This window comes from Paraburkholderia sp. BR10937 (genome assembly GCF_040965695.1).
In the GTDB taxonomy this organism is placed as follows: domain Bacteria; phylum Pseudomonadota; class Gammaproteobacteria; order Burkholderiales; family Burkholderiaceae; genus Paraburkholderia.
In genome coordinates this window covers 1-3270 of sequence record NZ_JBFRCL010000118.1, presented here as the reverse complement: position 1 = coordinate 3270, position 3270 = coordinate 1, and the positions used below count along the sequence as shown (strand labels likewise).

At 60.0% G+C, this 3270-nt stretch carries 5 protein-coding genes; 2 read left to right on the top strand and 3 right to left on the bottom strand.

The features are described 5' to 3' along the window. Positions 1-180 (bottom strand): ParA family protein (locus AB4Y44_RS42040; RefSeq protein ID WP_368702774.1); only part of this gene is annotated, 180 nt, incomplete at its 3' end. A 497-nt stretch (positions 181-677) separates the two neighbouring features. Between AB4Y44_RS42040 and AB4Y44_RS42035 the strand changes: the two genes are divergently transcribed. Continuing rightward, entirely contained in the window at positions 678-821 is a 144-nt protein-coding gene (locus AB4Y44_RS42035) for a hypothetical protein (protein ID WP_368702773.1), read from the top strand. A 28-nt stretch (positions 822-849) separates the two neighbouring features. Further along, the gene (locus AB4Y44_RS42030) at positions 850-1440 is read left to right on the top strand and encodes a hypothetical protein (RefSeq protein ID WP_368702772.1); all 591 of its coding nucleotides are present in this window, start codon (positions 850-852) and stop codon (positions 1438-1440) included. Positions 1441-1963: 523 nt separating this feature from the next. Here the strand turns inward: AB4Y44_RS42030 and AB4Y44_RS42025 are convergent. Beyond that, positions 1964-2920 carry a tyrosine-type recombinase/integrase gene (locus AB4Y44_RS42025; protein WP_368702771.1) on the bottom strand — a complete coding sequence of 319 codons (957 nt, stop codon included), beginning with the start codon at positions 2918-2920 and terminating at the stop codon, positions 1964-1966. Next, a partial coding sequence (locus tag AB4Y44_RS42020; RefSeq protein ID WP_368702770.1) for a GNAT family N-acetyltransferase occupies positions 2917-3270 on the bottom strand: 354 nt, incomplete at its 5' end. The genes AB4Y44_RS42025 and AB4Y44_RS42020, both read right to left, overlap by 4 nt.

Sequence of the window (3270 nt, the reverse complement as noted above, 5' to 3'; positions counted from 1 at the left end):
CGGTTCGATGCCGGCATCCATGCGCGTGCGATGCCAGTCAACGGTTGTTCCCTGCTGCGTGTCGAGATCCGCAACCTTGGTTTTCAGGCCACCCGCGGCCGTTTCGCGCGCGAGTGCTCGAGCAAGCGTTGACTTGCCAACGCCGCCTTTCTGACTCACGAATGCAATGACAGAAGCCATGCAACCCCCTTTATGAATGGCTGCATGATAGACGATAACTAGCGGCTAGATAGAAGTTATCTTATGTGCACAACGGCCTTCGGTGCCTCCCCGCATGGATAACTGCCCCGCCCACACCACAAGGGTGTGGACGGCCGCTATGCGGTCCGGCAGTTACCCACACTTGAGCCTGACGCGCCCTGCGGGCTTGCCCCAATGAGAGATATGTTGCTTCTACTAGAACCAGATGCCGATCAACGCGACTTCGACTGAGTGCCGGTTCGAGTCCGGCCTCAGGCACCGTCAATACCCTCTACGGCATATAACCACGCGGTATAAGGCATCGCGTTCCAGACCAATATTCTCGCGGTGTGGATGTTGTACGGCTGGCTCAACAGCATCCACAGGTAGTACTTGATCGGCTGGGCAAACAAGTACTAATTCGAATGCCGGGGACCTGACTCGAACCGGCAAACCGTGCCCTGCTAGAGATAGCCACTAACGTAGAGTGAGAAGGAATGTCCCGCAAACCCTTGTCGGGCGGGGATCGCACCGACAAAACAGGGCGTTCGAGCGACAAAACACGCCGCTCGAAAGACAACTACGGCCACTCGAAAGACAAAAAGACGTTGATTTTTGTCTTTACCTGGCGCATTCTCTGACGCGCGAAAGACAATTTCAGGCCCAAAAATGTCCAGCGAGAAGCCAAATCTCCGATACCTCGAGTTTTCCCCCGACGTCAATCCGCTCATGGAGCCGCGCTCGATCACGATCCGGCGGCGCTATGTCGATAGCGGTGTGCGTCGTGAGCTGACCGATAGCGATGGCGTAGTCCAGGCCGCAGCGGTGATCCGCAATATCGAGGAAAAAGACGATGCGGAGTTTGTGAAAGTGTTTGCCGCCGGCGTGGCTGCATCGTACGACCTCACGCGCACCGGGCAACGGGTTTTTCAGGCCGTGCTCGGCGAGTACCAAAACACCCCGATGAACGGCGGCTTTGCTGATGCCGTCTATCTGAGCTGGTTTGGAGATGGGCTCTCTGGCCGCGACGTCGGAATGTCGGAAAAGACTTTCCAGCGCGGATTGCGCGAACTGCTCTCCAAGAGCTTCCTGTCGCCCAAGGTGCCTAACGTTTATTGGGTCAATCCGGCTCTCTTTTTTAAGGGCGATCGCGTCATGTTTGTGCGCGAGTATCGCCGCCGCAGCATCTCAAAGCAGCCAAGGGCTGAAGCACTGGAGGAACAAGGCCAACAGCGGCTCGATATGGGCGGATCTGAATGACGCCGCGCACCCTAGAAGCCCTGACAGTAAAAGCTTTCAGAGAACTGAGCCCTGATAGTGGCACTGTGATTTCTTGTGAGTATTTGAGTAAAAATTCAAAACCTCATGATGAAATATGGAGTGACTTTAAGTGATCGCTAGGACTTGATTCCCCATCATGAGACCAGCTGCCGGGCGCCCCAGCCACGGACAGCGGTCACGGCGAATGCTTATCGGTTAAGCCACCACACGCGGCAATCCTCGGTGTAGCGGTGTGGGCAAGTGCCGGTGTGTGAGCAATCGTGTTCAGCTTGGACAGCGACGGCAGAGCTGCCGATGGTGGAGACCCTGAAGGTTTGGCGGTAGATCGTCACGTTGACTGCTGCGACAGGACAATAGAAAGGACGTTGCTGGATCATGTGAGCCTCGCTCAGTGGAAAGCTCCAGCGTGTTGTCACGACCTGCCGAGTGTGCAATATCGGATGGAAATTCGCGAATAGCCGGCGCGTAGCTCGCGACCGCGCCCCACTATCCAGAGCGATGGTCAGAGGCGGATGCGTTCAATTTCATCAAGGCTCACATCGTCGTGACGCCGGTCGTACAGCTGCGTGGTGCGCGTCGATGCATGGTTCGCCATCGCCGCAGCGTTCTCCAGTGTGCCGCCATTCTTAAGGTAGGCGGTAATCCCCGTCGCTCGAAACGTATGGTTGCCGATCTTCGTGCCGATTCCGGCCGCGGCGGCACGGCGCCGCACCATCGCGTAGGCATTGGCCTGTGGCAGCGGCGTGGAGCTCAGCTGCCCGGTGCCGCGCGTAATCGTGCGAAAGAGCGGCCCCTTCGGCTCGGCTGCGATCCCCGTGCCGTCGATGTAGGCGTGCAGCCAGGCTTCGAGTGTGTGATGACAGGGCATCGCGTGCACCTTGCCACCCTTCTCGCGCAGGCGCACCCACAGGCGCCGCTGCTGCATGTAAACATCCTCCACGCGCATCGCGAGCGCCGCGCCCACGCGCGCGAACGAAAATACCATTAATCCAATCAGCGCCCGGTCGCGCAGCCCGATTGGTGTAGTCACATCAATGGCATCGAGCAGCTGCCGCGCCTCCGTGGGCTCCAGCACGGGCGTGACGCCGGTGCGGGCCGAGTGCGCGGGCCCGCGTACCGAGGCAGCTGGATTCAGAGGCATGATCTGGCCGGTCACGAGCCAGTCGAACAGATGCCGGATCGCAGCGAGCCGCTGCTTGACAGTCGGTGCCGCGTGCGTGGCCGTCTGCAGTTCGATCCAGGTGGCCACATGCAGCGGCTGGACGCCCGTGATCGAGGGAACCCCCGCCTGGGCGCACCACGCCAGGAAGTCGCCGGCCGCGCGCGCGTAGGCACGACGCGTGTGCGGATTGCGGATCGCAGAGGCGAAGAATTCGAGGAACCGCACGCCGGCGCGCTCGCCCGCCGCAACGATCAGCGCGGGCGGCGCGATGCTTTCGCGTATGGCGAGCTCGGTCACTGACGGGACTCCGGTTGCTGCCGATCCTGCAACAGAAGGGGCTTCTTCATAAAGAACCGACTGTGGCCGGGCGGGTAGTTATCGATCGTGCCAAATACCGTGTAATCCAGCCGCTCGTAGAATGCGCGCGCCTGGAAACTGTAGGTGTCGAGCCACGCGCCAGAGCAGCCGCGTCGACAGGCCTCTTCTTCAGCCAGAAGCATCAGCCGACTGCCAATGCCGGCGCCGCGCAACTCTTCCTGCACAAACAGCACAAGCACATGGAGCTGGCCGTAGTTCGTGCCGGCCAGAAGGCCAGCGACGATTTCGCCGGTTTCTGGATGCGAGACCGAAACAGCGAGCGGCCGGTA